Genomic DNA, 23,408 nt, shown 5'->3' on the forward strand with positions numbered 1-23,408 from the left:
CCGCGCTACTCCGCGGTGCCGTACAGACGATCTCCCGCATCGCCCAGCCCGGGAACGATGTAACCCACGTCATTGAGGTGGTCGTCGACCGCGGCCACCACCAGATGACAGGGCACCTCGAGATCGGCGAGCAGCTGCTGGACCCGCTCCACCCCCTCGGGGGCGGCGAGCAGGCAGATGCAGGTGATGTGGTCCGCGCCGCGCTCGACCAGGAAGTTGATGCAGCCCGCCAGCGACCCGCCGGTGGCCAGCATCGGGTCGAGCACATAGCACTGCCGCCCGGACAGATCGTTCGGCAGCCGCTCGGCATAGGTCACCGGCTGCAGCGTCTCCTCGTTGCGCACCATCCCGACGAAACCGACCTCGGCGGTCGGGATCAGCCGCAGGAACCCATCGAGCATGCCCAGCCCGGCGCGCAGGATCGGCACCACCAGCGGCGGCGGCGAATCGAGATGTACGCCGGTCGTCGCGGTCACCGGGGTGGTCACCTCGTGCGGGCGGACCCGGACCTGCCGGGTCGCCTCGTAGCCGAGCAGCGTCACCAACTGATCGGTGAGCCGCCGGAACGTCGGGGTATCGGTGCGCTGGTCGCGCAGCACGGTCAGTTTGTGTGCCACCAGCGGGTGGTCGACGACGGTTACCTCCACGCCGGAGAGCTTATCGGCGTCCGGCCGCGGCGGCCCCCTCAGTCGCCCTTGAGACCCTCCAGCGCCTGCGCGGTCTCCTCGGGCGTCGGGATGCCGCCCTCGGGGCCGTGGCCGGTCGGCACCTGCTCCCCGGGCGGGACCGGACCGGGCGGCGTACCGTCGCCGAACGGCCGCCCACCCAGCTGCTCGCGGTGGTGCTCGCTCAACCAACCGCGCAGATCCGGGCCCGAGGGCACGATCCGCGTCGGGTTCACATCGCCGTGCACCACGTAGTAGTGCTGCTTGATCTGCACGAAGTCGGTGGTGTCGCCGAAACCGGGGGTCTGGAACAGGTCGCGGGCGTACCCCCACAGCGCCGGGAACTCGCTGAGCTTCTGCCGGTTGGTCTTGAAATGCCCGTGATAGACCGGATCGAAGCGAGCCAGGGTGGTGAACAGCCGGACATCGGCCTCGGTGATCGTGTCACCGACCAGATACCGCTGCCCGCTGAGCCTCTCCTCCAGCCAGTCCAGGGCGGTGAACAACCGGTCGTAGGCCTTGTCGTACGCCTCCTGCGAGCCGGCGAAGCCGCACCGGTAGACGCCGTTGTTGACCTCGGTGTAGACGCGCTGGGCGACCTCGTCGATCTCCCCGCGCAACCGCTCCGGATAGAGCTCCGGTGCACCGTCGCGGTGGTAGGCGGTCCACTCGGTGGAGAAGTCCAGGGTGATCTGGGCGAAGTCGTTGGTGACCACCTTGCCCGAGGAGACCTCGACGATCGCCGGCACCGTCACCCCGCGCGGGTAGTCCGGGATCCGGGCGTTGTAGGCATCGCGCAGGAAATGGATGCCGAGCACCGGGTCCTTGCCGTCCGGGTCGAGATCGAAGATCCAGGAGCGCTCGTCGTGGGTCGGCCCGGGCATCCCCAGCGAGAGCACCGGTTCCAGGCCGAGCAGCCGACGCACGATCATCGTCCGGTTGGCCCACGGGCAGGCGCGTGCGGCGACCAGGCGATAGCGATCCGGTTCCACCGGCCACAGCGGGCGGCCCTGCTCATCGGTGCCAGCGGCCGCATCGGCGACGATCCGGTCGTCGATGTAGTTGGTATCGCGATTGAACTCCGGACCGGTCACATAACCGGGGCTCTTCTTGTCCGTGCTGGTCTTCTCGGCTGCTTGCTGCTCCATTCCTTCATGCTAATGAGCGCGTCCGGGACCGGATGGGTGGGGCAGCGCGAGGCGGCGATCTCTGACACCATTGGAGCCGGATTGCCGAGCAGGAGGACGCCCCATGTCGAACCGAGACAACGAAGAGCTCACCGAGTTCGAGCTGCCGTCCCGCGACGACCGGGACGATCTCGACGACGACCTGGAGGAACTCGACCTCGGCGACGATTCCGATGATGACGACGACGATGACGACTTCGACGAGATCGAGGACGCCACCGCCGACGACATCGACCTGGTCGTCGGTGTCTATCGCGAGGACGGGCAACCGGTCGCGACCGCGCTGGCGCTCGACCTGGCCAACGACCTGGACGAGCTGATCTCCCAGCTGCGCCGCCAGCCCGCCGATGCGGGGGCGATCGGGATGGTCTCGCTGGTCGGCGAGGTGTTCGTGATCGTGCGGGTCCGCGGCGCCAATGTGCAGGTGCTGCTCTCCGACGCCGCCGCGGCGGGGGACTGGCCGATCGCCCGCGACATCGCCGATTTCCTCGGTGTGGAAGAGATCCCGGACCCCGACGACGAGTCCGAGCCGATGGGTGATCTCGGCCTGCTCGCCGATGTCGGAGTGAGCGATTTCGAGATGGAGGCGTTCTGCGACGACTACGACTCCGACTCCGACGAACTGCTCGCCGAGATCGCCGAGAAGATCAAGGTCGGCCCGGCCTTCCGGCGCGCGGTCGAGTCGTTCGACTGAGGATCGGGGGCGTACGCCGGGATGGCCAGTCGCTGGGATCCCGCGATGGGTCTGGCGCTGGACCGGGCCCGGGCGGTGCGCGCGCACGGTGACGTGCCGATCGGTGCGGTGCTGCTGGACGGGACCGGTACGCCGATCGCGGCGGCCGGCAACGAGCGCGAGCTGACCGGTGACCCGACCGCCCATGCCGAGGTGCTCTGCCTGCGCCGCGGCGCGGTGGCCGTCGGGGATCTGTGGCGGTTGATCGACTGCACCCTGGTCGTCACCCTGGAACCGTGCACGATGTGTGCCGGTGCGGTGGTCGCCGCCCGGGTCGGCCGGTTGGTGTTCGGCGCCTTCGACCCGAAGGCCGGTGCGGTGGCGTCGCTGTTCGACGTGGTCCGCGATCCGCGGCTGAATCACCGGCCCGAGGTGATCTCCGGGATCCGCGCCGAGGAGAGCGCCGCCCTGCTGCGGGACTTCTTCGCCGGGCAGCGCTGAGCGCCGAGTCTCGCGGAACCGCGCCGACTTCACGTCCGGGGTTGGTAAGGCTAACCTCAGCATGTTGGCACCATTCCAGTGAAAGGCACCTCGATGTCCCAGCTCTCCCGCCGCGGTCTGCTCGGCGTACTCGCCGCCAGCCCGGTCGTCGCCCTCGCCGCCTGCGGTGGCCAGACGCAGACCCAGCCCGGTGCCGGCGCCGCCAGCGGTGGTGGCACCCCGACTGGCACGATCACCCTCTACAACGCCCAGCACGAGAGCCTCGGCAAGGCGTGGGCCGAGGCGTTCACGAAGGCGAGTGGGGTGAAGGTCGAGATCCGGCAGGGCTCGGACACCGAGATGTCCAACCAGATCCTCAAGGAGGGCGAGCGCAGCCCGGCCGATGTGTTCCTCACCGAGAACTCCCCGGCGATGGTGCAGGTCGCCAATGCCGGCCTGTTCGCGCCGGTGGACGCCAAGGTCGCCGCCAATGTGCCGGACACCCTGCGTCCCGGTTCGGGCGCCTGGACCGGCATCGCCGCCCGCGCCACCGTCTTCGCCTACAACCCCAGCAAGATCCCCGAGGCCGAGCTGCCGAAGTCGCTGCTCGACCTGGCCGACCCGAAGTGGAACGGCCGCTGGGCCGCCTCGCCGACCGGTGCCGATTTCCAGGCCATCGTCTCGGCGCTGCTGCAGCTCAAGGGCACCCAGGTGACCGCCGACTGGTTGACGGCGATGAAGGCGGGATCCAAGCCCTACAAGGGAAACTCGACCGCGATGAAGGCCGTGAATGCCGGTGAGGTCGATGGTGCGGTGATCTACCACTACTACTGGTTCGGTGATCAGGCCAAGACCAAGGAGAACTCCAAGAACGTCAAGCTGCACTACTTCCGCAACCAGGATCCGGGCGCCTTCGTGTCCGTCTCCGGCGGCGGGGTGCTGAAGGGGGCGAAGAACCCGACCGCGGCGAACGCCTTCCTGGCCCACATCACCTCGGTCGAGGGGCAGGCGGAGATGGCGAACTACTTCGAATACCCGGTGAACCCGCAGGCCAAGCTTGCCCCCGGGCTGGTCCCGATCGCCGACCTGCAACCGCCGACCATCGACATCGACAAGCTGAACGGCGCCGAGGTCACCAAGCTGATGACGGATGCCGGCCTGATCTGAGGTGACCGTCCCCGCACCAGCCCCACCCCGGCGCACCGAGCGCCGGCCCAGCAGCACACCCCGGCCACCGCTGTCGTTGATCGCGGTGGCCGCGGTCGTGCTGCTGGCGAGCCTGGTGCCGCTGGTGTTCGTGGCGGTCGCGGCACTGCGCACCCCGCCGGAGCTGCTCGCCCAGGTGCTCGGCACCCAACGGGTGGCCGAACTGCTGCTCAACACCGGCGCGCTGCTGCTGTTCGCGCTGCCGATCATCGGCGTGCTCGGCGTCGGGCTGGCCTGGCTCACCGAGCGCACCCGGTTGCCCGGCCGGCGGGTCTGGCGGGTGCTGCTCGCCTCCCCGCTCGCCATCCCGGCCTTCGTCAACGCGTACGCCTGGGTCTCGGTGGTGCCCTCGATCGGCGGGGTCTGGGGCGGGACGCTGGTCTCGGTGCTCTCCTACTACCCACTGGTGATGATCCCGGTCGCGGCCACCCTGGCCACCCTGGACGGCTCCTTCACCGATACCGCCGCCAGCCTCGGCCACGGGCCCTGGCGGCGGTTCTTCAGCACCGTGCTGCCGCTGATCCGGTTGCCGCTGGCCGGTGGCCTGCTGCTGGTCGCGCTGCATCTGCTGAGCGAGTACGGCGCGTTCGCGATGATGCGCTTCGACACCTTCACCACCGCGATCATGGGCCAGTACCAGAGCACCTTCGCCTCCGAGGCCGCCACCACGATGGCCGGCGTGCTGGTGCTCGCCTGTCTGCTGATCCTGGCCCTGGACGGCCGGCTGCGGCGGCGTACCGCGCTGGCCCGGGTCGGCAGCGGCTCCGCCCGGACCGCCGAGCCGGTACGCCTCGGCGGCTGGCTGCCCGCCGCCCTCGCGCTGCCCGCCGGCACCGTGTTCCTCGCCGTCGGTGTGCCGATCGGGGTGCTGGTCGGCTGGCTGATCTCCGGCGGCGCCGCGGTCTGGACGCCGGAGGTGGTCGAGGCGCTGCTGCAGACCCTCGGCCTGGCCGTGCTGGGTGCCGCCGTCACCGTCACCGCCGGTTGGCCGGTCGCGCATCTGGTGGTCCGCCATCCCGGGTTCTGGTCGCGGCTGGCCGAGCGGATCGCCTACATCGCCTCCGCGGTGCCCTCGATCGTGGTCGGGCTCGCCTTCGTCGTCGCCGCCCTCGACCTGGTCCCACCGCTCTATCAGACGGTGGCCAATCTGGTCGTCGCCTATGTGGTGCTGCTGCTGCCGCGGGTGCTGGTCACGCTGCGTGCCGGGCTGGCGCAGATCCCGACCGTGCACGAGGAGGTCGCCCGCACCCTCGGCCGGCGGCCGCTGGCGGCGTTCTGGTCGACCACCGCCCGGATGGCCCGCCCGGCCACCGGCGCCGGTTTCGCGCTGGTCTTCCTCGGTGTGGTCAACGAACTGACCCTCACCCTGCTGCTCGCCCCCACCGGCACCCGGACGCTGGCGATGGCGTTCTGGTCGGCCAGCAGCGAGATCGACTATCGTGGCGCGGCGCCGTTCGCACTGTGCATGATCGTGCTCTCGGCGCCGATGACCTGGCTGCTGCACCGGCTCTCACCGGCAGCGGCCACCGGGGCGGGAGCGAGCTGATGGAACTGGAGCTGCGGGGCGTCACCAAGGCGTACACCGACACGCCCGTGCTGCGTGGGATCGATCTGGACATCCCCGCCGGGCTGGCCACCGCGGTGGTCGGGCCGAGCGGGTCGGGCAAGACCACCCTGCTGCGGATCATCGCCGGCTTCCTGACCGCCGACGCCGGCACCGTCCGCGCCGACGGCCGCGACCTGCTGGCGCTGCCGGTGCACCGCCGCGGGATCGGCTACGTGCCGCAGGAGGGTGCGCTGCTGCCGCACCTCAGCGTCGCCGGCAACATCGGCTTCGGCCTGGACCGGGCCGAACGCCGGAGCGGGCGCCGGGTCGCCGAGCTGATGGAACTGGTCTCGCTGGCACCCGAGCTCGCCAATCGCTATCCGCACCAGCTCTCCGGCGGCCAGCAGCAGCGGGTCGCGCTGGCCCGCGCACTGGCTCGCCGCCCGGGGGTGGTGCTGCTCGACGAACCGTTCAGCAGCCTCGATGCCGGGTTGCGGCACCAGACCCGCTCCGCCCTGGGTGAGGTGTTGCGCTCGGAGGGGGTGACCACCGTGCTGGTCACCCACGACCAGGACGAGGCGCTCTCCTTCGCCGACCAGGTCGCGGTGCTCGACGGCGGGCGGCTGGCCCAGGTCGCCGATCCGGTCAGCCTCTACACCCGCCCCGACAACCGGGCCACCGCGCTCTTCCTGGGCGATGCGGTGCTGCTGTCCGGCACCGTGTCCGGCGGCCGGGTACGCACCGCGCTGGGGGAGTTGGACTGTGTCGGCGGAGCCGACCAGGGGCCGGCCGAGGTGCTGCTCCGCCCCGAACAGCTCCGTGTCGATCCGACCGGGCCGCTGCACGCCCGGGTGCTGCGTACCGACTATTTCGGTCATGACGTGGTCGGCCATCTCGAGGTCGGTGGGCTGACGCTGATGATGCGCCACCACGATCCGCGTGACCTGGTCGCCGGGACCGAGATCAACTTCCGGGTCGTCGGCCCGGCGGTCCTGCTCGAGCCGGCCGAGCGCTCCGGCTGACCGAGCGATGAAACGGGGGTGCGGTGCCCGCCGAAACGGTGACAGGATTCGGGGCATGAGCATTCTCCGCAGCGTTCAAGGTGCACCGCGCGATCCGATCCTCGGCCTCACTGAGGCGTACCAGTCCGACACCCGTGACCAGAAGGTCAACCTGGGTGTCGGCGTCTACACCGATTCCGAAGGCAAGGTGCCGCTGCTGGACTGCGTGCAGGCCGCGGACAAGCAGCTGGCCGAGGGGCGTACGCCGTGGAGCTATCTGCCGATCGACGGGCTGAAGGCCTATGACAATGCCGTGGCCGAGCTGGTCTTCGGGACCAGCGTGCCGCGCGAACGGCTGGCCGTGGTGCAGGCCCTCGGCGGTACCGGCGGGCTCAAGGTGGCGGCGGATTTCCTGCACCAGTTGGATCCCGATGCCCCGGTGCTGATCTCCGACCCGAGCTGGGAGAACCATCGCGCGCTGTTCACCCGGGCCGGATTCACCGTCGGCAGCTACCCCTACTACGACGCGGCGAAGCGGGCGGTGAACTTTGCGGGAATGCTGGAGGGGTTGAAGGCCGCCGCCCCGGGCACGATCGTGGTGCTGCACGCCTGCTGTCACAACCCGACCGGTTACGACATCACCCGCGAGCAGTGGCAGCAGGTGCTGCAGGTGGTGCAGGAGGGGCGGCTGGTGCCGCTGCTGGACATGGCCTACCAGGGTTTCGCGTCCGGGATCGAGGACGACGGGTACGCCGTGCGCCTGTTCGCCGAGGCCGGGGTGACCACCTTCGTCACCACCTCCTTCTCCAAGACCTTCAGCCTCTACGGCGAGCGGATCGGTGCCCTGTCGGTGATCTGCGGCGACGACGACGAGGCCAAGCGGGTGCTCAGCCAGCTCAAGATCGTGGTCCGCACCAACTACTCCAACCCGCCCACCCACGGTGCCAAGGTGGTCGCCACCGTGCTCGCCGATGAGACCCTGCGCCAGCAGTGGGAGGACGAGCTGGGCGCCATGCGGGACCGGATCAAGGCGATGCGCACCGGGCTGCGCGAGGGGCTGGAGAAGGCCCGCCCGGATGTCGACTGGTCCTACATCACCACCCAGAACGGAATGTTCTCCTACTCCGGGCTGTCCAAGGAGGCGATGGGCAAGCTGCGCGAGGAGTACGGCATCTACGGCCTGGACTCCGGCCGGATCTGCGTCGCCGCCCTGAACGAGAAGAACCTCCCCTACGTCATCGAGGCCATCGCCGCCGTCGCCTGATCCCGCTCATCGAGTAGGCCGCCATGCGTAGCGAAGCGGAGCAATGGCGGCCGTGTCGAGATGAGCCGGGCTGAGCGAGCGAGGTACGAGCGAGACGAAGCCACCAGGGACGCGGGCCGCGAAGTCCCGGATCCAGCACGCGTTGCCGCGGGTCGACGAGCGGATGCGGGTCTCCGCACCGCGGCCGGGCACGCCCGCTGGATCCGGGACTTTCGCGGGACCCGGCGTACATCGCGACCTGAGTGCGCCGACGTGACGATTGGCGTACACCGGCCCGATCTTGGTATTTTGTTCGACGGTGACGTGTCTGAGCGGCCGAAAGAGCTCGCCTCGAAAGCGAGTGTAGGGAGACCTACCGCGGGTTCAAATCCCGCCGTCACCGCCAGCGCTCCGCCCCTGACCCGCTCGGGGGCGGAGCTTTTTGCTGGCAAGGCCGGCTGAAGGAACCCGTACCCGGCTCCGTTCCGTTCTGAGGAACGTGTCATTCCCGTCCCTGGGGGCCGCAGCGCATCATTATCTGAAACGGCGACCGGTGAACCCGGGCGTCACGGGGCTACTGAGCAAAGGAGCTGGGCGCCATGGGCGTACTTCGGTTGGGCTATGTGCACGCACGCGTCACCGATATGGACGAGGCCAAGCAGCACTACGAGCGCACGCTCGGCATGAAGTCCCAGGGGGATGTCGACGGCAAGGCCTACTTCAAGGGCTGGGACGAGTGGGATCACCACAGCCTGGTGCTGGAAGAGGGCGGGGTCGGTCTGGTCAAGCTCGGCTACAAGGTCGACAAGAGCACCGACATCGACGACATCGAGAAGAAGGCGCAGAAGTTCGGCGCGATCACCGAGCGGATGAGCAAGGGTGAGAACCACGAGGTCGGCGACGGCATCCGGATCATCTCCCCGAGCGACCACGTGATCGAGATCTACCAGGAGATGACCGAGGTCTCCAACGAGGTCGGCTTCATCAACCCCGAGGTCTTCCCCCGCGAACTCGTCGGCGTCGGCGTACCCGCGGTGGACCATGCGCTGATCACCGCCGAGGACCCGGCGCTCGCCGAGAAGTTCTTCGGTGAGGTGCTCGACTTCTTCCCCACCGAGCGCGTGCAGACCTCCCTGGAGGACGACCACCAGCTCGCCGGCACCTGGATGTCGGCCAGCCAGAAGGTGCACGACATCGCGATCATCGGCGGCCCGCAGGCCAAGCTGCACCACTTCGCGTTCCAGCTCGACGACTGGTCCAAGGTCGGCCGCGCCGCCTCGCTGTTCTCGATGGACGACGTCTCGGTCGACATCGGCCCGACCCAGCACGGCATCACCCGCGGCACCACGGTCTACTTCTTCGATCCCTGCGGCAACCGCAACGAGGTGTTCGCCGGTGGCTACCACGCCTACCGGGACCGTCCGGTGGTCCGCTGGACCGTCGACCAGCTCGGCAAGGGCATCTTCTACGTCGACCGGGAGCTGAACGAGCGCTTCACCACCGTGCTCACCTGACCGGGAGCCGGCTCGGCTGATCCATTGTTGCGGCATGCCTGACGGGGTTACCGTCAGGCATGCTGCTTGCTCATGACATCGCCGGTTCCGGCCCGCCGGTGCTGCTGATCCATGCCGGGATCGCCGATCGGCGGATGTGGGCACCCCTGCTGCCCGCGCTCGGCCACGCGTTCACGGTGGTACGCCCGGACCTGCGCGGTTTCGGGCACACGCCGCTGCCGGGGGAGCGGTACGCCGACGCCGACGATCTCGCGGAACTGCTCGACGAGCTCGACCTCGACGGGGTACGCGTGGTCGGGGCCTCGCTGGGTGGCCGGGTTGCGCTCGAGCTGGCCAGCCGGCACCCGGATCGGATCGAGGAGCTGGTGCTGCTCGCCCCGGCCCACCGGGGCGCACCCCCCGATGCGGACCTGACCGCCATCGACGAACAGGAGGAACAACTGCTCGCCGCCGGTGACCTCGACGGCGCCGTCGCGCTGAATGTGCGGACCTGGCTCGGCCCCGACGCGGATGACCGGGCGCGCGAACTGGTCGCGGTGATGCAGCGCCGGGCGTACGACCTGCAGCTCGAGGCCGAGCGGCACGGCCCGCTCCCCGAACGCGAACGCGTCGAGGTCGACCCCAGTGCGATCGCGGTACCCACCACCGTCGTCGTCGGCGCGCGCGACCAGCCGCATTTCCAGCAGGTCGCGCGGACCCTCGCCGCGGAGATCCCCGGGGCGGATCTGGTCGAACTCGACTGGGCCGGCCACCTGCCCTCGCTGGAGCGCCCCGACCGGATCCTCGCCCTGCTGCTCGACGTGCTCCGCGACGACCCCGACGTGCACGCCCCCTGACCCGAACGCCCCCTGACCCGAACGCACGGACATGCAGTAGCCGGAATCGACCGGTCGGCAACCCCAGTCCGACTGGGTTTGATCATGGAACTTCATGACCACTGCATGTCTCAGCGCACGCGGTCACCGGGCCGCGTACCGCGGTGACCTGTGAAACGATCTGTGCCACCTCGGGAGGTGGTATCGGATGGAGCTCGACACGTGGCTGCTGATCGGCTCCGCGGTCGTGCTCGTCGCCATCATCTCCTCCCGGATCGGGGCCCGGCTCGGGCTGCCCTCGCTGCTGCTCTTCCTCGGCCTGGGGATGGCCATCGAGCTGTCCAACGTCTTCCCCTCCTTCAACGACGCCGGGCTCGGCCATTCGCTCGGATTCGCTGCCCTGGTACTGATTCTGGCCGAGGGCGGGTTGACCACCCGCTGGGTCGAGATCCGAGGTTCGATCCCGGTCGCCGGGTTGCTGGCCACCGTCGGCATCGGGGTCAGCGTCGGGGTGATGTGGGCCTTCGGCACCTTCGTGCTCGGCCTCGACCCGTGGCTGGCCGCCCTGCTCGGCGCGGTCTGTTCACCGACCGATTCGGCAGCGGTCTTCTCGGTGCTGCGCAAGGTGCCGCTGCCATCCCGGGTCCGCTCCACCCTGGAGGCCGAATCCGGGCTGAACGACGCCCCGACCGTGCTGCTGGTCGCCGAGCTCAGCCGGCTGGCCGCCGGGGGAGAGGCCGAGGGCGGCGTACTCGGCTTCCTGGCGACCGTCGCCTTCGAACTCACCGCCGGCGTCATCATCGGGGTGGTGCTCGGCTGGATCGGGGTGAAACTGCTGCGCAACATCGCGCTGCCGTCCTCGGGCCTCTATCCGATCGCCGCGGTCTTCTGGGCCGTCCTCGCCTACGGCGTCGGCACCGCCGCGCACGCCTCCGGCTTCGCCGCGGTCTACGTCTGCGCGGTGCTGCTCGGCAACGGCCGGCTGCCGCACCGCGCCGCCACCCGCTCCTTCGCCGAGGGGATCGGCTGGATCGCCCAGATCGGGCTGTTCGTGATGCTCGGGCTGCTCTCTGAACCGCGCCGGATCACCGGGTATGCGGTGTTCATCGCGCTGGCCGCCGGGCTCGTCCTGACTGTCGTCGCCCGGCCGTTGTCGGTGCTCGCCTGCGCCAGCTGGTTCAAGGTGCCCTGGCGGGAACAGGCGTTCCTGTCCTGGGCCGGGCTGCGCGGTGCGGTACCGATCATTCTGGCCACCGTGCCGATGGTGGCGATGGTGCCGGATGCGGAGATGCTCTTCGACATCGTGCTGGTCTTCGTGGTCGTGTTCACGCTGCTGCAGGCACCGACCCTGCCGCTGGTGGCGCGACTGCTCGGGGTGGCCGACCACGGCCCGAGCGATGTCGAGGTGGAGGCGGCGCCGATGGAGCGGATCCAGGCCGACCTGCTGCAGATCCGGATCCCGGTCGGGTCCAAGTTGAACAATGTCGAGGTGCACGAGCTGCGGCTGCCCCGCGACACCGTCATCTCGCTGGTGATCCGGGACGGTACGCCGTTCGCGCCGTCCGCGCAGACCCCGCTGCACACCGGTGACGAACTGCTGATCGTCACCCCGACCCGGTTCCGGGTGCAGGTGGAGGAACGCCTCCGCGAGGTCGGCCAGTACGGGCGGCTGGCCCGCTGGCGGCGCGGCCAGCCACCCCAGGAGGACCCCGACCTCGACTAACCTCACCGGGTGGCGAGAGTCCTTCCGAAGCAGAAGTCGGTGCGGTTGTCGGTGCGCATCGCGCTGGTGATCGCCATGTGGATCGCGCTGCTGTGGGGTGTGTGGACCGGGCTGCGCCCCGATCTGGGCGATGCCGGCGGCTTCTTCGCGATCGGGCAGCCGAACTGGTTCCTGATGGCGGCGTTCGCGCTGCTCCTCTGGATCCTCAGCCCGCAGCTGAGCAAGCGGATCCCACCGATCTGGGCCGTGCTGGGTGCGCTGCTGCTCACCCCGAGCGTCTTCTCCGTTCGGGTGGCGGCCAGTGAACTGCACGAACAGTTCGTCGCTCTCCCGCAGGCCGCGACGGTCGTCGCGGTGCATGAGCGGGTCCGTGATGACAGCGGCGATCCGAAGCCGATGACCTTTCGCTTCGCCGACGGTACGCGGGAGCGCGGCTTCAGCAGCGGCTCGAGCGACTGGGATTCGGTCAGCCAGCGCCACTCGTACCCGGGCCTGGGCGAGGAGGTGCTGGTCGGTCGCGATCCATGGCAGATCCTTCCGACGCATGAGGTCACCCGCGATATCGGAACCTCCGCAGCCGCCGGTATCGCGGTCCTGTTCGCCACTCCCGGGGTGCTCGCGGTGCTGCTCCTCGGCGGATTCTCGATCTCGGTGCTGACCCGCCGCGAGAGCGCGCTGCACGCCGCCGAGCGCGGCGAGTGGGGCGAGAAGGAGAAGGACCCGCTGGACTTCAGCTGAGCGGCCGACTGGTCAGGCGGTCGCGAACCCGCGGAAGGACGGAATCAGACGGGGTTCGCGGTCGGCGGGGTCGGCAGGCAGACGGTGTCGCCCTCGACCTTGATCGAGGTGGGGGCGTTGTCGATCATCGAGTCGTAGTTGTCGCCGATGATGACCTCGACCGAGCGGTCCGCCCGGCCGTCGCCGACCTTCTCGAAGCCCTTGAACTGGGAATTCACCAGATTCACCTCGGGCGCGTCTGCACCGAAACCGCGGATCTGCGACTTGTCCTGCGGGGCGTCGGCGTTCGCCACCTTGGTCACCTTGAAGCCCTGCTTCTTCAGCTGCTGGGAGACCTCGGCCGCCTTGCCGCGCTTGTTGCTGGCGTTCAGCACCCGGACCGAGACGATCTCGGATTTCAGGGTGCTGTCCTGCACCTGCATCTGCACGCACGGCGCGACATAGGGCGGCGGCAATGGGGCGACGACCTTCTCGTAACCCCACTTGGCCGCGAAGCCCAGCAGGGCCAACAGGGCGAGCAGCGTCAGCGGGGTCCTGGCGACCCGCCAGATCCGGCCTAGCACGCAATCCACTCCTTGTTCGGCGCCACGGACCGGGCCAGCCTACTTGAGCTCCAGAACTCTCGCGTGCATCGTCTGGCGTTGTTGCAGCGCGGCGCGCAGTGCACGGTGCAGACCATCCTCGAGATAGAGCTCCCCGCGCCACGAGACGACATGGGCGAAGAGGTCGCCATAGAACGTGGAATCCTCCTCCAGCAGGGCTTCCAGGTCGAGAGTCCGCTTGGTGGTCACCAGCTGGTCGAGCCGCACCTGGTGGGGCGCGATGGCGGCCCACTGCTTCTGCACGTAGCCGTGGTCGGGGTACGGGCGGGTGTCACCGACTCGCTTGAAGATCACCCGGCCACAATAGTCAAGGGCATCGGCGGTTCCCGGGTGTCCTTCATTACGATTTGGACCCGATGGCTGGTGCGTGCCGACACGCCGTATGCCAATCTAGGCACCATGACCGAGACCCCGCAGGACAAGGCCACCGACGCCCCCGCTGTCCCCTCCGCGCCCGCCGCAACCCCCGAATCCGCCCTCTCGGAGCAGGCCACGCAGATCCAGCAGGGTTACACCTTCGACGCCCCGGCGATCGGTCTCGGCGTCCTGATGGAGAACGACGCGCCGGTGCCGGCCGCCAAGGTGCAGATCCCGCTCGGCATGCTGAACCGGCACGGTCTGGTCGCCGGCGCCACCGGAACCGGCAAGACCAAGACCCTGCAGGGGATGGCCGAACAGATCTCCGCCGCCGGCGTACCGGTCTTCGCCGCCGACATCAAGGGCGACCTGTCCGGGCTGGCCTCCCCCGGTGAGCCGAACGACAAGCTGACCGCACGGGTGCAGAAGATCGGCCAGAACTGGCAGCCGACCGCGTCGCCGGTCGAGTTCTTCGCCCTCGGCGGGATCGGCGACGGGGTCCCGGTGCGGGCGACGGTGACCAGCTTCGGACCGACCCTGCTGTCCAAGGTGCTCGGCCTGAACGCCACCCAGGAGTCCTCGCTCGGCCTGGTCTTCCACTACGCCGACTCCAAGGGCCTGGCCCTGCTGGATCTCTCCGACCTGCAGGCGGTGCTCACCCACCTGACCAGCGATGAGGGCAAGGCGGAGCTGAAGGACATCGGCGGCCTCTCCCCGGCGACCGTCGGGGTGATCCTGCGCGCGATCATCAACCTCTCCGAGCAGGGTGCGGACAAGTTCTTCGGCGAACCGGAGTTCGAGACCGGCGACCTGCTGCGGACCACCGACGACGGACGCGGGGTGATCTCGCTGATGGAGCTGCCGAACCTGCAGGACCGGCCGGCGATCTTCTCCACCTTCTTGATGTGGCTGCTCGCCGAGCTGTTCCAGGACCTGCCCGAGGTCGGCGATGTGGACAAGCCCAAGCTGGTCTTCTTCTTCGACGAGGCGCACCTGCTGTTCGCCGACGCGTCCAAGGCGTTCCTGGATGCGATCGCCCAGACCGTACGCCTGATCCGCTCGAAGGGCGTCGGTGTCTTCTTCGTCACCCAGACCCCCAAGGACGTGCCCGACGACGTGCTGGCCCAGCTCGGTTCCCGGGTGCAGCACCAGTTGCGCGCCCACACCCCGAACGATGCGAAGGCGCTCAAGCAGACCGTCGCCACCTTCCCCAAGTCGGCCTACGACCTCGGGGAAGTCCTGCAGACATTGGGAATCGGCGAGGCGATCGTCACCGTGATGGATCCCGACGGTGCGCCCACCCCGGTCGCCTGGACCCGGATGTACGCCCCCCAGTCACTGATGGCGCCGACCCCGCAGCAGCAGATCGCCGGTACCGTGCAGGCCTCGCCGCTGCAGGCCAAGTACGGCCAGGCCGTCGACCGCGAATCGGCCCGCGAGATCCTCGCCAAGCGCGTCGAGGACGGTGCCAGGGCAGCCGCCGAGGCGCAGGCCGCCGAGGAACAGGCCAAGAACGATGCCGCCGCCCAGCAGCAGGCCGAACGCGACACCCGGGCCGCGGAGAAGTCCCGTGGCAAGGAGAAGAGCGTGGTCGAGCAGGTCGTCGGGTCGCCGGTCTTCCGCGACATCGCCCGCACCGCCAGCCGGGAGATCATGCGCTCGCTGTTCGGGACCCGCCGGCGCCGCTGAGATCCGAGCTGCCCTCTCGCTCAGTGAGAGGGCAGCTTCCGGCTGCGGGGTGCTCGGCTCATGCTGGAGCATGGCCAATGCAGCCGCGGCAGTGTTGCCGCAGACATCACCGCAGACCGAATTCCTGGTGCTCCGGGAACGCCGCCAGGAGGCCGACGGGGTCGTCAGCCTGGTCTTCGGCCGGGCCGACGGGGGCCGGCTGCCCGACTGGGCGCCCGGTGCGCACATCGACCTCCATCTGCCCTCGGGCCACACCCGCCAGTACTCGCTGTGCGGGGACCGCTGGGATCCGACCAGCTACCGGGTCGCGGTGCTCCGCGAGACCGCGGGCGGCGGTGGGTCGGCCTACGTGCACGACCAGCTCCGGGTCGGTGATCAGGTCGGTGTCGGCGGACCGCGCAACAACTTCGCCCTGGTGCCCGCCGCGGCGTACCGATTCATCGCCGGCGGCATCGGGATCACCCCGATCCTGCCGATGATCGACCAGGCCGAGCGGCTCGGCATCGACTGGCAGCTGCTCTACGGCGGCCGCAGCCGTGCCTCGATGGCCTTCGCCGCCGAGCTCACCGAACGATACGGCGAGCGGGTCCGGCTGCATCCCCAGGACGAGCACGGGTTGCTGCCGCTGGCCGGTTACCTCGCCGAGGATCCGGCGGCGACCGTCTACGCCTGCGGGCCGGGTCCGCTGCTCGCCGCGCTGCGTGAGGTCACCGCGGACCGCCCTCCGGGCCGGGTCCGCACCGAACGGTTCGTGGCCGCCAATCCCGCGGTCCCGGTGCGCGCCGAATCCTTCGAGATCTGCCTGGCCCGCAGCGGCCGCACCCTCACCGTCACCCCGGAACGCACCATCCTGCAGACCCTGCAGAGCAACGGCGTACCGGTGGTCTCCTCCTGCGCCCAGGGGCTCTGCGGAACCTGCGAAACCGGTGTCCTGGAAGGGATTCCCGATCATCGTGACTCGCTGCTCGATGACGAGGAGCAGGCCCGCGGGGACTGCATGTTCGTCTGCGTATCGCGGTCCGCCGGCCCGAGGCTGGTGCTCGATGTCTGAGCTGCCGGTCCTCGACGACGACCCGTTCGGCCCCGAGATCCTGGCCGACCCGCACGACTTCCTGACCCGGTTGCGGGAGGCCGGGCCGCTGGTCCGGCTGTCCCGCTACGACGTGCTCGCCGTCGGCCGGTACGCCGAGGCGTACGCCGCGCTGGTCGACTGGCAGCGCTGCATCTCCTCCGCCGGCGTGGGACTCGCCGACTTCCGCACCGAGAAGCCGTGGCGGCCACCCAGCCTGCTGCTGGAGGCCGACCCGCCGCGCCACGACGCCCCGCGGGCAGTGCTGACCAAGGTGCTCAGTGCCCGCGCGCTGCGCCGGCTGCGCGAGCAGTGGCAGGCCGATGCGGCCGCCGTGGTCGACCGCGCCCTGGCCGGCGGCGGTGAGCTGGACGGTGTCACCGACCTGGCCGAGGCGTTCCCGTTGCGCGTCTTCCCCGACGCCGTCGGGCTCACCCCCGAGGGCCGGGAACACCTGCTGCCATACGGATCCTTCGCGTTCAACGCCTTCGGGCCGCGCAACGAGATCGTCACCGAGGCCGCGAAGACCGTGCAGCCGCACGTCGACTGGGTGAGCGAGCAGACCGCCCGGGACCGGCTCGCACCCGGCGGATTCGGTGCCCAGATCTGGGAGGCCGCCGACCGCGGCGACATCACCCACGAGCAGGCCCCGCTGATGGTCCGCTCCCTGCTCACCGCCGGCGTGGACACCACCGTCAACGGGATCGCCGCGACCCTGTACGCGCTGGCGAGCAATCCGAGTGAATACGACCGGTTGCGCGCCGATCCCGGGCTCGGCCGGTTGGCGTTCGAGGAGGCGGTGCGCTGGGAGTCGCCGGTGCAGACCTTCTTCCGCACCGCCACCGAACCGGTACCGCTCGGTGGTGCCGAGGTGCCGGCCGATCAGAAGCTGCTGGTCTTCCTGGGCAGCGCGAACCGGGACCCGCGGCACTGGAGCGACCCGGACCGCTACGACCTGACCCGCGACCCGTCGGGCCATGTCGGTTTCGGGATGGGGATCCATCAGTGCGCCGGGCAGCACGTGGCCCGGATGGAGGCGGAGATCCTGCTCGGCGAGATCGCCCGGCGGGTGGCGAAGATCGAGCTGGTCGGTGACCCGGTACGCAAGCTGAACAACACCCTGCGTTCCTGGCAGCGCCTGCCGCTGCGGCTGCACGCGGCGTGACACCATCGGCACATGGCTGGCAGCGGGCCGCGCCCGGATGAGGAACCGCCGCCCTCGGTGATCGGCCGAGTGGTGCGGATCCTGGCGGTGTTCTCACCCGAGGTCCCGCGGCTCACCGTCACCGAGATCGCCCGGCGCACCGGCCTGCCACTGCCCTCGGCCTCCCGGCTGGTCGGGCAGCTCGTCACCGAGGGACTGCTGGAGCGTACCGGTCAGGGAATCCAACTGGGGTTGAGAATGTGGGAACTGGCGGCGCGCGCCCAACCGGTGCTCGACCTGCGGGACACCGCGCTGCCGTTCATGCAGGTGCTGCACGCCGGCGTCGGTCAGCACACCCAGCTCGGCATCCTGGACGGGGTCGAGGTGATCTTCCTGGAGCGGCTGGCCGCACCGGGGGCGGCGGTGAACTACTCCCGGATCGCCGGCCGGATGCCGCTGCACCAGTCGTCCTCGGGACTGGTGCTGCTCGCCCACGCCGAAGTCGACCTGCTGGACCGGGTGCTCAGCGGCCCGCTGCCCGCGGCCACCGCCAACACCGTCGTGCACCCGGACCGGCTGCGCGCGCTGCTGGCCCACATCCGCCGCATCGGGTACGCCTACACCCCTGGTTTCGTGCACCCCGACACCGCCGGGCTCGCCGTCCCGCTGCGCCGCGGGCGGCGCGTGGTGGCCGCGCTGTCGCTCATCGTGCCGAACAACGAGCGGGCCCGTGACCACCTCGCGGCGCTGCAGGAATGCGCCCGGCAGGTGTCACTGGCGCTCGGGAGCGAGCGGCGCCCCCGGCTCGGGGGCTGACTCCTCGGCGGCCACCTCGGCGCTGCTGTCCACCGGCCGGCCGACGAACAGCAGCGCGATCCCGGCGATCACCATCGGGATCGCGAACACGAAGAACAGCTGCCGCGGGGTCCAGCCGGCGGCCAGCATCGCCCCGGCGCCCAGCGGCGCCAGGATGGCACCGACCCGCCCGATCCCGACGGCCCAGCCGACACCGGTCGAGCGGACCGACGGCGGATAGCGGGTGGCGACGACCGCGTACATGCCGGCCACCGAGGCGTTGATGAAGAAGCCGACGACGACCGCGGTGATCAGTGCCGAGGTCGGCGAGGAGAGCGAGGCGGCGAACACCAGGAAGATCAGTGCCGAGCCGATCAGCGCGGCGATCTCCAGGACCTTGGCCGGCAGCTTGATCGCCAATGCGGCAAGGGTGAGCGCGCCGACGATGCCGCCCAGGCTGATCAGCACCCCGCCGATCACCGACAGGTTCTCCGGCAGACCGGACTGGTTGAGCAGCCGCGGCGTCCACGAGTTCGCGAAGTAGAAGCCCGACATCAGACCGAAGAAGGCCACCCACAACAAGATCGTGGTCCGCCCCAGCCGGCCGGTGAACATGTCGCGGATGCCGATCCGCTCGTGCTCGGAGACCAGCGGCAGTTCGGCCACCGGCTCGCGGCGCATCTTGGCCAGCACCCGGTTCACCTTGGCCAGCGCGTCGGCCGGCCGCCGCTCGACCAGATAGTGGATCGACTCCGGCACCAGCGCCCAGCAGGCGATCAGGGCCACCAGGCCGACCGCGGCGCCGAGCCAGAAGGCCGACCGCCAGCCGCTCGCCTGGATCAGCGCCGCGGCGGCGAATCCGCCGACGGTGCCGCCGACCGCGTACCCCGCGGAGTTCAGCACCACCGCCGGTTCCCGCCAGCGCCTGGTGGAGTATTCCGAGACGAAGGTGCTCAGGTTCGGCAGCATCGCACCGATGCCGATCCCGGTCAGGAAGCGGAAGACGCCCAGCGTCAGCGCACTCGGCGCCAGCGCCGAGGCGGCCATGAAGATCGTCACCACCGTCAGCGCGCCGAGGGTGATGGTGCGGCGCCCGATCCGGTCGGCGAGCGGGGCGATCACGATCGAGCCGATCGCCATGCCGAACAGGCTGGCGCTGAGCAGGGTGCCCAATGCGCCCGGGCCGATGCCGAACTCGCGGCTCACCGAGGTGCTGGTGAACGCCATCACCAACACGTCGTAACCGTCGACGGTGTTCAGGAAGATGGCCACCAGCACGGCGGCGGCCTGGGAGGGCGTCATCCGCCCGGTGCTCACGATGTCGCGAACGTCACGAGCCTGCGTGCCGCTCATGGGTCTCTCCTTGCTGGACGACTCCGTTGTCGCCCGTCGGTGATGGTTTCTAGGTGACGTCGATCCGGACCCGGGCCCGGTCACCGTTCTCGGCGGCGATCCGGGATACGCACGCGCACAGGCCACCGCCGGATTCCTGTTCGTCGGGGCTGAAGAAGACATCGCGGTGGTCGATCGCGCCCTCCACCTCGAGCACCCGGACCTGGCACAGCCCGCATTCGCCCTTGCGGCAGTCCCACATCATCTCGACCCCGGCCGATTCCAGGGCCTCCAACATGGTGGCGTCCCGGCCGACGGTGGTGGTCACGCCGAGGCGGGGGATCGATACCTCGAACTCCTGCGGTTCCCAGGAGCCGGAGTTGCCGAAGGTCTCGAAGCGCAGGTTCGTCACCGGCAGCCCGCGGGTGGCCCAGCCGCGGCGGATCGCGTCCATCAGCCGGATCGGCCCGCACAGATAGACCTCGGTGCGCTGCGCCAGCGGATCGGCGGCGAGCTCGTCGAGCAGGGTGTCCACCGACAGCCCCGTGCCCTCGTCGTCGACGTGCATCCGGATCCGGTCCGGGTGCCGCTCGGCGAGCTCGGCGGCGTACGCCATCACCGGCCGGGACCGGCCCACATAGACCAGCTCGTAGTCGACACCGCGCTGCCGCAGCACCTCCGCCATCGCGCAGAGGGCGGTGATCCCGATCCCGCCGGCGAGCAGCAGGTAGCGCGGCGCGCCGACCCCGAGCGGGAAGTTCTGCACCGGCTGGGTGACCCGGATCCGGTCACCGACCTGGAGCGAGTGCAGGTACGCCGAACCGCCGCGGCTGGCGGGGGCGAGCTGCACCGACAGTGCCACCCGGGAGCCGTCGGCGTCGGCGTCGACGATCGAGTAGGAGCGCAGGTCCTCACCGCCGGGGAGCGGCACCATCAGGTCCAGATGGGAGCCGGCCGGCACCCGGGTCGGCATCGGCAGCGAGAGCTCCACCCGGCGTACCCGCTCGGCGACCTGACGGGTCGCCACCACCTCGGCGGTCTGCCAGACCCGATGGACGGTGGCAGCCATCAGACCGCCGCCTGGCGGCCCTCGGCGGCCATCATCCGCTCCAGGATCCGGCGTACCCACATCCCGCCGAGATCGATGTTGAGGCTGTAGAACTCGTGCTTCGGGTTGGCGCGGATCGCCTCCTGCTGCGCCTGCAGCATCACCTCGTCCTCACCGAAGACCCCGTGCACCCCGTTGCGCAGCTGGGTGGTGATGGTCTGGCTCTCCAGCCGGTAGTTGCGCATGAACGCCCAGAAGTAGTGGCAGGTCTCGTCGGTCTCGGGGGTGATGGTGTTCATCACGAACCCGTTGACACCCCGGCTGCGATCACCCTCGGGTGCCCCGGTGCCGGCCTCGGCCACCCCGACGTCGATGCAGATGGTGCCCGGGGCCTCGTAGCGGATGATCTGCCAGCGATCCACCTTGCCGGAGAAGCCGGGGAACTTGTCGTTCATGTTCTTCAGCCAGAACGGCGGCGGGTCGATGTCGCGCATCCAGCGGGTGACGGTGACGCTGTTCTCGTCGTGGGTGGTGTCGAAGCCGGCCTCACTGAGCTCGTCCTGGCCGATCGAGGAGGAGTGCACGAACTCCTCGTGGGTGAGGTCCATCAGATTGTCCAGCACCAGCTGGTAGTTGCATTTGGCGTGGATGGTCTCGCCGTCACCGGCCCACTCGGGGCTGTCCATCTGGTGCATGTCCGGGATCAGCGCCGGATCGGCCAGGTCGGGGTCACCGGGCCAGACCCAGACGTAGCGGTAGCGGTCGACGACCGGATAGCTCGGCACCGCCGCGCTCGGGTTCACGGTGCGCTGCGCCGGCATGTGGGTGCAGCGGCCGGCCGGGTTGTAGCGCAGCCCGTGATAGGGGCACTGGAGCTGGTCGTCGCCGACCAGGGTGCCCTGGGACAGCGGCGCCAGCCGGTGCCAGCAGGCATCGGCCAGCGCGACGGGCGTGCCGTCGGCGGTCCGGTAGAGCGCCATCGGGGTGTTGCAGATCCGCCGCGCGAGGATGCCGCGGTGGGTCACCTCGTGATCCCAGGCGACGACGTACCAGGCGTTCAGCGGGTGGTTGAACAGCTTCGCGGTCGTGCTCACCATGCTCTCGGTCACCATTGACTCCCTCGTCCGATTTACCTATCGCCATAGGTATCTGGTGGTTCCACGTAATTTACCTATGGCTATAGTGATTGGCAACGGGTTGGAGGGGAGGTTTCTCTCATGTCGCTTCGGTACGCGCTGCTCTCGCTGCTCACCGGGCAGCCCAAGACCGGGTACGAGATCGGCAAGGCGTTCGAGAGCTCGGTCGGCCATGTCTGGCACGCGGCGGACTCGCAGATCTATCCCGAGCTGCGGCGGATGGAGGCCGACGGGCTGCTGGACTGCACCGCGCAGGCCAAGGGCCGGACCACCCGCAAGGTGTACGCCGTCTCGGCGGCCGGCAAGCGGGCGTTGCGGGACTGGCTCGCCGAACCCGACCGGCCGGTGCGCTCCCGGGATCCGCAGTATCTGCGGGCGGCGTACCTGGACTGGACCACCCCGGAGGCCGCCCGCGCCCAGTTCGAGGAATACGTGCGCTACTACACCGAACAGGGCGAGCTGCTGCGGCGTACCCGGGACAGCCTGCTGGACCGCAGTCATCCGGTGCTGGCCGCCCGATTGGAGCGGCTGCCCGCCGAGCAGCACGAGGCCGTGGTCGCCTTCAAAGCCTTCGCCTACGAGGGGATGCTCCGGCAGGCCGAACAGCAGGTCGCCTGGGCCCGGGAGGGGCTCGAGCTCGTCGACCGGCTGGAGCGTTCCGGGGCGTACGCCGCCCTCGACTGAACCGACGCGCAGCGGGCCTGCCGCCCGAACCGGCGCGGTTGTCCCTAGAGTTGGCGCCATGAAGTTCCTCAAGATTGTGCTCGGCGTGATCGGGCTGATCGGGCTGGGCGTCGGTGGCTATTTCCTCGGCCAGACCGACACCAGCACCCCGGTGCTGGCGGCGGCCGGGTGCGCCGGTGCCGGTGGGCTGCTGCTCGGTCTCGGTCTGGGACTGCCGGGGCGGACCAGCACCTCGATCGAACGCGCCACCCAGCAGCGGATGGCGGCGAAGCAGCAGTCGGAGATCGAGTCCCGGGCCCGTGCGGCGGCCGAGTCGAACCGCATCGACCAGCCCGGTGGGGGAGCCACCCGCAGCACCTCGGTGGAGGAGTGAGGTGCGGGTCGCCGACGCCGAATACGTGCTGGTGACCTCGTACGCCAGCCGCGACGAGCCCGACGAACAACTGCACCAGATCGTGCAGCTCGCCGAGAACACGATCGGCTTCTGGGTCAACGACCTGAGCAAGGTCGCCGATCTGGAGACCGCCCCGGTGGTCAGCCTGCGCGCCAGCGACAAGCGCGGCAGGCCCGATCTCGGCGAACCGGTCTGGGAGGGCCGGGCCCAGGTGCTCACCGACGGCGAACGCTTCGACGAGGTACGCCGGCTGGTCGAGCAGAAGTATTCGCTCGGCTCGGGCCTGGATGAGCTGTTGAGCAGGGCGAAGGGGCTGCTCGGCCGGACGCCGACCGAGGCCGTCGTGGTGATCACCATCCTGTCCTGA

Annotated in this window: 24 protein-coding genes and 1 tRNA gene; 18 read left to right on the forward strand and 7 right to left on the reverse strand. The window is 69.8% G+C overall.

Annotation, left to right across the window (positions count from 1 at the left end):
* Positions 1-5: 5 nt before the first annotated feature.
* On the reverse strand, positions 6-647 hold the full coding sequence (gene upp, locus BI335_RS04595) for a uracil phosphoribosyltransferase (RefSeq protein WP_094401712.1): 642 nt from the start codon (positions 645-647) through the stop codon (positions 6-8).
* Positions 648-685: 38 nt separating this feature from the next.
* Positions 686-1,813: a glutathione S-transferase family protein gene (locus BI335_RS04600; RefSeq protein WP_094404746.1), complete on the reverse strand. Its 1,128-nt coding sequence runs from the start codon at positions 1,811-1,813 to the stop codon at positions 686-688.
* A 103-nt stretch (positions 1,814-1,916) separates the two neighbouring features.
* Here BI335_RS04600 and BI335_RS04605 point away from each other — a divergent pair, with 103 nt between their 5' ends.
* The 11 genes from BI335_RS04605 (at position 1,917) to BI335_RS04655 (ending at position 12,791) form a co-directional block, all read left to right on the forward strand.
* Positions 1,917-2,546 (forward strand): tRNA adenosine deaminase-associated protein, encoded by a 630-nt coding sequence (locus BI335_RS04605; RefSeq protein ID WP_094429803.1) that lies wholly within the window; start codon positions 1,917-1,919, stop codon positions 2,544-2,546.
* Between the two features lie 45 nt (positions 2,547-2,591).
* Complete coding sequence (locus tag BI335_RS04610) at positions 2,592-3,026, forward strand: nucleoside deaminase (protein WP_094429858.1); 435 nt, start codon at positions 2,592-2,594, stop codon at positions 3,024-3,026.
* Positions 3,027-3,119: 93 nt separating this feature from the next.
* Entirely contained in the window at positions 3,120-4,172 is a 1,053-nt protein-coding gene (locus BI335_RS04615; RefSeq protein ID WP_094429804.1) for an iron ABC transporter substrate-binding protein, read from the forward strand.
* Position 4,173: 1 nt separating this feature from the next.
* On the forward strand, positions 4,174-5,757 hold the full coding sequence (locus BI335_RS04620; protein ID WP_229119447.1) for an ABC transporter permease: 1,584 nt from the start codon (positions 4,174-4,176) through the stop codon (positions 5,755-5,757).
* A complete protein-coding gene (locus tag BI335_RS04625) occupies positions 5,757-6,779 on the forward strand; it encodes an ABC transporter ATP-binding protein (RefSeq protein WP_094429805.1) in 1,023 nt (340 codons plus the stop codon). Before BI335_RS04620 ends, BI335_RS04625 begins: the two co-directional genes overlap by 1 nt.
* A 55-nt stretch (positions 6,780-6,834) precedes the next feature.
* The gene (locus tag BI335_RS04630; RefSeq protein ID WP_094429806.1) at positions 6,835-8,022 is read left to right on the forward strand and encodes an amino acid aminotransferase; all 1,188 of its coding nucleotides are present in this window, start codon (positions 6,835-6,837) and stop codon (positions 8,020-8,022) included.
* Between the two features lie 297 nt (positions 8,023-8,319).
* Positions 8,320-8,407, forward strand: a tRNA-Ser gene (locus BI335_RS04635).
* A 193-nt stretch (positions 8,408-8,600) separates the two neighbouring features.
* Positions 8,601-9,515, forward strand: a complete 915-nt coding sequence (locus BI335_RS04640; protein ID WP_094356388.1) for a catechol 2,3-dioxygenase — start codon at positions 8,601-8,603, stop codon at positions 9,513-9,515.
* Positions 9,516-9,574: 59 nt separating this feature from the next.
* Positions 9,575-10,351, forward strand: coding sequence for an alpha/beta fold hydrolase (locus BI335_RS04645; RefSeq protein WP_094429807.1), 777 nt, complete (start codon positions 9,575-9,577; stop codon positions 10,349-10,351).
* 187 nt (positions 10,352-10,538) lie between these two features.
* Positions 10,539-12,053, forward strand: coding sequence for a potassium/proton antiporter (locus BI335_RS04650; RefSeq protein ID WP_094356386.1), 1,515 nt, complete (start codon positions 10,539-10,541; stop codon positions 12,051-12,053).
* 9 nt (positions 12,054-12,062) lie between these two features.
* Positions 12,063-12,791 (forward strand): hypothetical protein, encoded by a 729-nt coding sequence (locus BI335_RS04655; protein ID WP_094404749.1) that lies wholly within the window; start codon positions 12,063-12,065, stop codon positions 12,789-12,791.
* Between the two features lie 44 nt (positions 12,792-12,835).
* On the opposite strand, the gene BI335_RS04660 is transcribed toward BI335_RS04655, so the two are convergent.
* Entirely contained in the window at positions 12,836-13,354 is a 519-nt protein-coding gene (locus BI335_RS04660; RefSeq protein ID WP_094356384.1) for a LytR C-terminal domain-containing protein, read from the reverse strand.
* A gap of 39 nt (positions 13,355-13,393) precedes the next feature.
* Complete coding sequence (locus tag BI335_RS04665; protein ID WP_094356383.1) at positions 13,394-13,687, reverse strand: type II toxin-antitoxin system VapB family antitoxin; 294 nt, start codon at positions 13,685-13,687, stop codon at positions 13,394-13,396.
* 105 nt (positions 13,688-13,792) lie between these two features.
* Here BI335_RS04665 and BI335_RS04670 point away from each other — a divergent pair, with 105 nt between their 5' ends.
* The 4 genes from BI335_RS04670 (at position 13,793) to BI335_RS04685 (ending at position 18,468) form a co-directional block, all read left to right on the forward strand.
* Positions 13,793-15,439: a helicase HerA-like domain-containing protein gene (locus tag BI335_RS04670; protein ID WP_094429808.1), complete on the forward strand. Its 1,647-nt coding sequence runs from the start codon at positions 13,793-13,795 to the stop codon at positions 15,437-15,439.
* A 70-nt stretch (positions 15,440-15,509) separates the two neighbouring features.
* A complete protein-coding gene (locus tag BI335_RS04675) occupies positions 15,510-16,490 on the forward strand; it encodes a PDR/VanB family oxidoreductase (RefSeq protein ID WP_094429809.1) in 981 nt (326 codons plus the stop codon).
* The gene (locus tag BI335_RS04680; RefSeq protein WP_094356380.1) at positions 16,483-17,673 is read left to right on the forward strand and encodes a cytochrome P450; all 1,191 of its coding nucleotides are present in this window, start codon (positions 16,483-16,485) and stop codon (positions 17,671-17,673) included. Before BI335_RS04675 ends, BI335_RS04680 begins: the two co-directional genes overlap by 8 nt.
* A gap of 12 nt (positions 17,674-17,685) precedes the next feature.
* Entirely contained in the window at positions 17,686-18,468 is a 783-nt protein-coding gene (locus BI335_RS04685) for an IclR family transcriptional regulator (protein ID WP_094429810.1), read from the forward strand.
* On the opposite strand, the gene BI335_RS04690 is transcribed toward BI335_RS04685, so the two are convergent.
* Genes BI335_RS04690 through BI335_RS04700 form a run of 3 tightly spaced genes read right to left on the reverse strand, consistent with a single transcriptional unit; the run spans position 18,424 to position 21,939 of the window.
* Positions 18,424-19,800, reverse strand: a complete 1,377-nt coding sequence (locus tag BI335_RS04690) for an MFS transporter (RefSeq protein ID WP_166646734.1) — start codon at positions 19,798-19,800, stop codon at positions 18,424-18,426. The genes BI335_RS04685 and BI335_RS04690 overlap by 45 nt on opposite strands.
* A gap of 49 nt (positions 19,801-19,849) precedes the next feature.
* A complete protein-coding gene (locus tag BI335_RS04695; RefSeq protein WP_094356378.1) occupies positions 19,850-20,848 on the reverse strand; it encodes a PDR/VanB family oxidoreductase in 999 nt (332 codons plus the stop codon).
* On the reverse strand, positions 20,848-21,939 hold the full coding sequence (locus BI335_RS04700; protein ID WP_094356377.1) for an aromatic ring-hydroxylating dioxygenase subunit alpha: 1,092 nt from the start codon (positions 21,937-21,939) through the stop codon (positions 20,848-20,850). The genes BI335_RS04695 and BI335_RS04700 overlap by 1 nt, the downstream gene beginning before the upstream one ends.
* 105 nt (positions 21,940-22,044) lie before the next feature.
* On the opposite strand from BI335_RS04700, the gene BI335_RS04705 reads away from it, so the two are divergent.
* Genes BI335_RS04705 through BI335_RS04715 form a run of 3 tightly spaced genes read left to right on the forward strand, consistent with a single transcriptional unit; the run spans position 22,045 to position 23,408 of the window.
* The gene (locus BI335_RS04705; RefSeq protein WP_094356376.1) at positions 22,045-22,647 is read left to right on the forward strand and encodes a PadR family transcriptional regulator; all 603 of its coding nucleotides are present in this window, start codon (positions 22,045-22,047) and stop codon (positions 22,645-22,647) included.
* A gap of 58 nt (positions 22,648-22,705) precedes the next feature.
* A complete protein-coding gene (locus tag BI335_RS04710) occupies positions 22,706-23,020 on the forward strand; it encodes a hypothetical protein (RefSeq protein ID WP_094401690.1) in 315 nt (104 codons plus the stop codon).
* Position 23,021: 1 nt separating this feature from the next.
* Positions 23,022-23,408: a hypothetical protein gene (locus tag BI335_RS04715; RefSeq protein WP_094429812.1), complete on the forward strand. Its 387-nt coding sequence runs from the start codon at positions 23,022-23,024 to the stop codon at positions 23,406-23,408.

This window comes from Enemella evansiae (genome assembly GCF_002250705.1).
Classification (GTDB): Bacteria; Actinomycetota; Actinomycetes; order Propionibacteriales; family Propionibacteriaceae; genus Enemella; species Enemella evansiae.